Annotated in this window: 4 protein-coding genes; 1 reads left to right on the forward strand and 3 read right to left on the reverse strand. The window is 35.4% G+C overall.

Annotated elements, in window-relative coordinates; all coding sequences use genetic code 11:
• The first annotated feature begins 288 nt into the window (after window positions 1–288).
• Window positions 289–1,764: a transposase gene (locus Q7J67_06690; protein ID MDO9464965.1), complete on the forward strand. Its 1,476-nt coding sequence runs from the start codon at window positions 289–291 to the stop codon at window positions 1,762–1,764.
• A gap of 334 nt (window positions 1,765–2,098) precedes the next feature.
• Here the strand turns inward: Q7J67_06690 and Q7J67_06695 are convergent, their stop codons facing one another.
• From Q7J67_06695 to Q7J67_06705, 3 genes are all read right to left on the reverse strand, one after another.
• On the reverse strand, window positions 2,099–3,166 hold the full coding sequence (locus tag Q7J67_06695) for an IS30 family transposase (protein ID MDO9464966.1): 1,068 nt from the start codon (window positions 3,164–3,166) through the stop codon (window positions 2,099–2,101).
• Between the two features lie 312 nt (window positions 3,167–3,478).
• Window positions 3,479–4,921, reverse strand: a complete 1,443-nt coding sequence (locus Q7J67_06700; protein MDO9464967.1) for a transposase family protein — start codon at window positions 4,919–4,921, stop codon at window positions 3,479–3,481.
• Window positions 4,918–5,862, reverse strand: a complete 945-nt coding sequence (locus Q7J67_06705) for a DUF4338 domain-containing protein (GenBank protein ID MDO9464968.1) — start codon at window positions 5,860–5,862, stop codon at window positions 4,918–4,920. Before Q7J67_06705 ends, Q7J67_06700 begins: the two co-directional genes overlap by 4 nt.
• Window positions 5,863–6,135 lie beyond the last annotated feature (273 nt).

Here is a 6,135-nt window from a genome sequence, read left to right on the forward strand (position 1 = left end):
ATAAACACATATGATACGGCCTCAGTAAAATATATTGGTACGATTCTTTATGTGCTGAGGAATTATCTGTTACAGTTCAGATGTAGTCAATCGATAGCAAGTAATATTTGTACTATAAAACTCAGCTTATACGTACCATAAAATAGTTCGTCTAAATGTGAAAATGCATGTGAAAAATAAATAAAAATTCAGGCTGAAATCCGCTAATATCAAGGGTTATAGCTTGTTTTTATTTGGGATTTATGATAGAATAGATATATTAAAAGCGAATATGAAAATGGTGTTTTCATGAGTTCTAATTATCAAAAACAGTATCAAAAAGAATATGATGATTTACTTTTAGAGATAGAAGATCTGAAACGGTTGATGAAAAATCTTACCTCTACTATCAGCACCCTCAATGTCACTATTAATACTATGAATACCACTATCCAAAAAAAGGATGAAGAAATCAAAAAACTTATCCTTGAAAATGAAAGGTTAAAGAATAATAATAACAAAGACAGTTCTAATTCCGGAAAGCCATCCAGCAAAGATGGTTTCAAGAAGACTATCTATAACTCCAGAGAAAAAACCGAGAGGAAACAAGGGGGACAGTACGGTCACAAAGGTAGTACTACTGATGTTTCAAAGATCAAACATATGATAGATTCAGGAGTTGTTAAACACTCTGTTATTCATGTAAACAAAACTAATGAAAATCAGAACAAACCATACATTACCAGGTATGTTCAGGATATTGAAATCACTTCGGTTATTAAGGAATACAGGTATTATCCAGATAGTTCAGGAAAATATGATGTTCCAAAAGAACAAAACAACGTGGTAACATACGGCAATGAACTAAAAGCTATTGCTATGCTTTTGGTTCATAAAGTTCCGGCTTCAATGGATCAGAGTGTAGATTTTTTGAAAGCTATTACAAAAGATTGCTTTGATCTTACAAAAGCCTCATTAGTAAATTGGAGCAATTCTTTATCTGATCTACTGGATCCTTTTACAGGAGAAATCCTGCAAAGTCTATATAATGCCAGTTATGTTCATACTGATGAATCCCCTATCAATATTAATGGCAGGAATCATCAATTGCATAATTACAGTAATGATAAATACACGCTTCAATATATGCATCAGAACAAGACTAAAGATGCTATGATAGAGCTTGGATTTTTACCTGATTATATCGGAACCTTGATACATGATCATAATAAAATACAATATAACTTTGGAACAAACCATGCAGAATGCAATGTGCATGCCTTAAGGTACTTAAAAGGTGTGACGGACTTTACAAAACACATATGGGCTGAAGACATGGCAAAACATTTGAAAGAAATATTGCATCAAAAGAATTTATTAAAAGCAGAAGGGATCGATTGTTTTGATGTAAATTCATTAGCCATGTATGTTAAAAGCTATGATCAAATACTTAAACAGGCAAGTATACAATACCAATCTGATTATGCTGCCAATGCTTACAAAGATGAAGAACGAAGGTTAATAACAAGATTGGCAGAATACAAGGATAATCATTTGTTATTCATGTATGATTTTAAAATTCCTTTTTCCAACAATAGAGCTGAAGCAGATATCAGGCCTGGAAAACGAAAGCAAAACATAGGAATTTTTCGCAGCGAGGATGGAGCAAAATATTATCTGAAAATCAGAAGTTTCATTTCTACATTTCTAAAAAACAACAGAAATGTTTTTCAAGGGATCAAGGATGCATTTGACGATAAAGCCATAACTTTAAAATCAGTCTAATTCTAAAAATGCACTTAATTTAGCATGCCTTTTTTAAATGCTACATCTGAACTGTAACAATGTCAACATAAATTTGCAGCATAGTAATTGAATAAAGATTGCAAGTTAAACTGACGTGTAAAAATTTAGTAATAATGTATAATGCTAATTTTGTGGCTGATTTTCCTGGATGTCAAGGGCGAGCTTGGCTCGTTTATCAAGGCGCAGCCGATGACCCTTTACATCCATAACGCATAAATCCTGTTGTTTGCGGGTATATGCACGTGCATATGCCCGCCTGCCTTCCGGCGAGGACAGGGTTCGGGACAGAGTCCTGAGGTTTTGACTTTCTTTTCTAAGAAGCTAATAGCAGCATTTCGTTTGCTGTCTTATACCCAAATATTCTTCTTGGATAATTATTTATCCATTCTTCTATAAATTTGATCCGTTTCTTGCTGATTGACCCTATATCGACACCTTTTGGGATAAAACGCCTGATCAACTTATTCGTGTTCTCATTTGTCCCCCTTTCCCATGAACTATATGGATGAGCATAGTATATTTTAAACCTTTTCTCTATAGTGTTCTTTACTGACGATTCCATCCCTTTGTAGTTTAAAAACTCACAGCCATTATCTACGGTTACTGTTTTGAAAATACTTTTGAATCTTTTTCCGTATTTAAGCTCCAGGTCATTAAGAGCTGCAACAACTGATTCCTGTGTCTTCGAAGGCATCTTAACGATTATCTCTGTTCTGCACTTTCTTTCACTTAATACCAGTAATGCAGCACCGCTGTCTTTTTTCTTGGTACTCCCTACGACGCAATCCATCTCCCAATGCCCATATACTTCCCTGTCTTCTATATCCGCCGGTCTCTCTTCTATGCTTGTTCCCTTAAGATTTTTATGCGCAATTGTCACTTTCTTGTAATCCCTTTTTTTGCCTTCCCTTTTAACAGGAAGATCATCATTCGTAAGATTCAAGAAAACATCTCCTCTGTCGATGTAGTTATACAATGTTTTTGTGCAAATGGATGTCACAAATGGCGAATTTGCTGTTCCAAGTCTTCCGATCACAGCATCCGGAGAGAATTTTTCATTTATTATTTTGTTTTCAATGTACTTGACCAGTTTATGATCTTTGCCTATCTTTAATCCCGGACCTTTGTTTTTTGAATTTTCTTCATATATTCTTTGTCCTGCATCTGCACAGTATTCGGTCCTATAAGTCAGATCGGAGTTTAACAGCATTATTTTGCCTTTAATTATCTCTCTTTCAATTGTCCGTGTTGATTTCCCGATTCGTTGACCTATTTCGTGGGCTTTAAGCTTTTCCTTCAACAAAATCTCGATTTTATACCTTTCTCTGGCAGTAAAGTGTTTATTCTTTGTTGAATTTGCGATATTATTGTCTTGGCTCATGGTATTCTCCTTTGCAATGTTTTGTTTGACAACTAACATTATACATTGGATTTACCGTGAGTCAATTTTTACACTTACGTCACTTCATTTTACAACTTACCGACTTACACTGCTGAAGAATAAACTTTTTTTTCATAGTCTGCTGTAATATTTTGCTCTCAAAAAACAACATTACAGAGAAACAATGGTTTTATCTTGAAACCATAACGCATCTTGGCAAAACCTTTTTAGCTATACTTTTCGTATAACACTTTTCTTGAAATTTGATATTCTGTATTATTTTTTTCTATCACCCTCTTTCTCCATTGATTTTCATATTTCGAATCTGTACTGATACCTTACGTCAACTTTTTCTTTTATTCGTTCAAAGTCCAGTAGGCATCCGCTGAATATGAGAAATATGAATTCTACGGTTCCCCTGACACCTTTTTTTTCAACAAGCTGCCTCAACTCTTTAAAATGCATTGTAAGTATATTTATTATATGTCCGACGTGCATAAGATAATGAAAACATTTCATTGCATTCCAATCATACGAAAAGCAATGTTCATATGCATATCCATGATGTTTTTCAATAAGATTCTGTGTCTCAATATTCCATCTGGATCGACCTATTGTGTTACATCGTCTGGAGACGTTTCTTTCTGTCAGTATTTTGGATGAAAGCCAAGCATATTGTTTCTGTTCATGGATCTCAAGCTTTCCGGTATCCTTGTTCTTTACATATATTGTTTCTTCGCATATCACCAGGTTCACAAAGATTTGCTTGCGCCTATTGTTTTCGTATCTGTATTCAATATCATTTGCCCAGAAGAAAACCTGTTTTACATTATTTATCATCTTTCCTTCATTTTTTTCTATACCACTGATTTTCTTTAATCCCTCATAGTCCTCCCATATCGATTTGAGAGAATCACTCTTTAAAGTTATCATAAAATCCCAGTTGTGCTTTACCAAAATTTCCATAACAGGCCCGTTCGCATAAAGACCGTCAAGCGTGACCGCTATCCCGAGTTTGGGAAAAACACTTTTTACCCTTCCGGCAAGCCTTTTAAATGCTTTCAACTCACAATCCTGTTTGAGTTTATCCGAATCATCACACTCAATACTGAATTCGTCCCTATCAAGAAATTCGCTCATGAACGGTATCGTGACTCCATTTGGGAGAACAATGGATGCCTCGAGTACATATGTGTAGTATTTATATGCATCTTCAGGCATCCCGTGTACATGTCTCTTAAGGCAGCTATCGCTCCATTCCCATTCTCTTGTGAATTTTCCTGTCCCGTCAAAAGCTATTATATATTTGCCGTTATCTTTGTATCGATCCAGCTTTTTGCTTGCTATCAGTCTTTTTAAAAGCTCTATTATTGCATCTTCGATTTTATCAGGATCTATTCTTCCAAGCAAACGGGAAAGGGTGTCAGCATGAGGAAGAGTATCGAGTTCAGGAAAAAACACTTTCATGTTTTCCATCAGTATCCTGCTCATCTTTCTGTTGGCCTGTCTTTTTGATCCCATATGAAACACGAACATCAGTATCCCATAAAGCATGAGCATCGTAAAAGAATGATCTGTTTTTTGTGTATTTCGGGGATCTTCGATCTTCGATAGATCTTTTAGAAGATCCGGAAGTATTTTCTTGTATACTTTTAATACTTCTGCTCCTGTCTGATGCCTTGCCTCCATCTCCTGTCCTGGATCTTCATAACTACATTTACAGTTCCGGATAATTCTTCTGTGCTCTCTGTTCATATACACTCACCGTCCATTTCTTTTTCCCCGGTGAGATATTTTCTGAAATCCTTTTCCAACGGGTACATGTATATCTGCTTTTGAGACAAAACAGAAGTTGTTTTTGTGCTGTTCCTTCCTCGCCCTGTTGTATTCCCAAGATATGTCCAGTTGGCAGCACGATATGAAACACCCGAGTATTTTTCTGAATCTACAAATGTTTCAAGCAACACAGGTGTATGACGGTGTTTTAGCCACCAGTCTTTTTGTATCTTCCTTGCTGCTTGCGAAAGTGAATAGCTTGCAAGATTTTTGATCTTTACCCAGGGGAATATCAAAAATCTTGTGTTATTGACAATAAGATAAAGTCTGGAAAAACGATCTTCTTTTGTCCATCCTATCCACTTATCTCTTTTAGCAAGCGACCACGATGATGCTGAAAACATCATGCATCCTACATATTGAGGATGTTCTCCTCCTGTGGTTATTAAATATTTCAACTGGTTTCCAAATGGACTGCCGTATTTGAGTTCGTGATATCGTTCAATATATTCATCCCACAAAACCTCTTTTTCTACTGTGTCTGCAATTTCTACCTTGACAGGCATGAATTCGTTGATCACCCCATATATATCTTCTTTAAAATTTGTTTTATCTGTTATCGGGATCTTCTTTTTATGTGATCCGCGATATGTTGGAAACGAATTGTTGTCCCATCCTGATGCCTTGTTCTTAGGCGGAAGTTTTATTTCGCCTGCTCTTTCAAGCATTTCTAACCCTTCTTCAATTTTCTTTTCCTTCTTGGTTAATACTGCGGATGCCCATCTCAAATTCTCACAGATAGTACGGATGAGTTCTTTCCTTGACAATCTTGGATACAGTTTTGATATTTCTTTGATGCTTGACAGGTCATTGGCTGTCAGGACACGACCATTCACTATATATTGCTCATTGTTATCCATGTATCTGCTCCTTGTATAGTTTTACAAATATCATGATAACATGGCTTTTTTTTAATGTCCATAGGTTTGCGAAAAAATATTTTCAGTATACGCTTTAACCCTTTGTTTTTAAGCTATTTGAGAAATGTGCTTCAGCACTGGATTATATTATTAAACAGGATATATGTCAAGATAAATCGTATAAAGGTGTGATTATCTTGTATTAATGACATTTATTGTCGTTTTTTACCAAGAACAACTTCGGTAAATATAGATTTTATAGATAATATTGAC

Source organism: bacterium, assembly GCA_030652805.1.
Lineage (GTDB): Bacteria > JAHJDO01 > JAHJDO01 > JAHJDO01 > JAHJDO01 > JAHJDO01.

What these genes read in the sequence shown, in the direction of transcription:
- Q7J67_06690 (MDO9464965.1), top strand. Translation starts at nt 289, where the DNA reads ATGAGTTCTAATTATCAAAAACAGTATCAAAAAGAATATGATGATTTA.
- Q7J67_06695 (MDO9464966.1), bottom strand. Translation starts at nt 3,166, where the DNA reads ATGAGCCAAGACAATAATATCGCAAATTCAACAAAGAATAAACACTTT.
- Q7J67_06700 (MDO9464967.1), bottom strand. Translation starts at nt 4,921, where the DNA reads ATGAACAGAGAGCACAGAAGAATTATCCGGAACTGTAAATGTAGTTAT.
- Q7J67_06705 (MDO9464968.1), bottom strand. Translation starts at nt 5,862, where the DNA reads ATGGATAACAATGAGCAATATATAGTGAATGGTCGTGTCCTGACAGCC.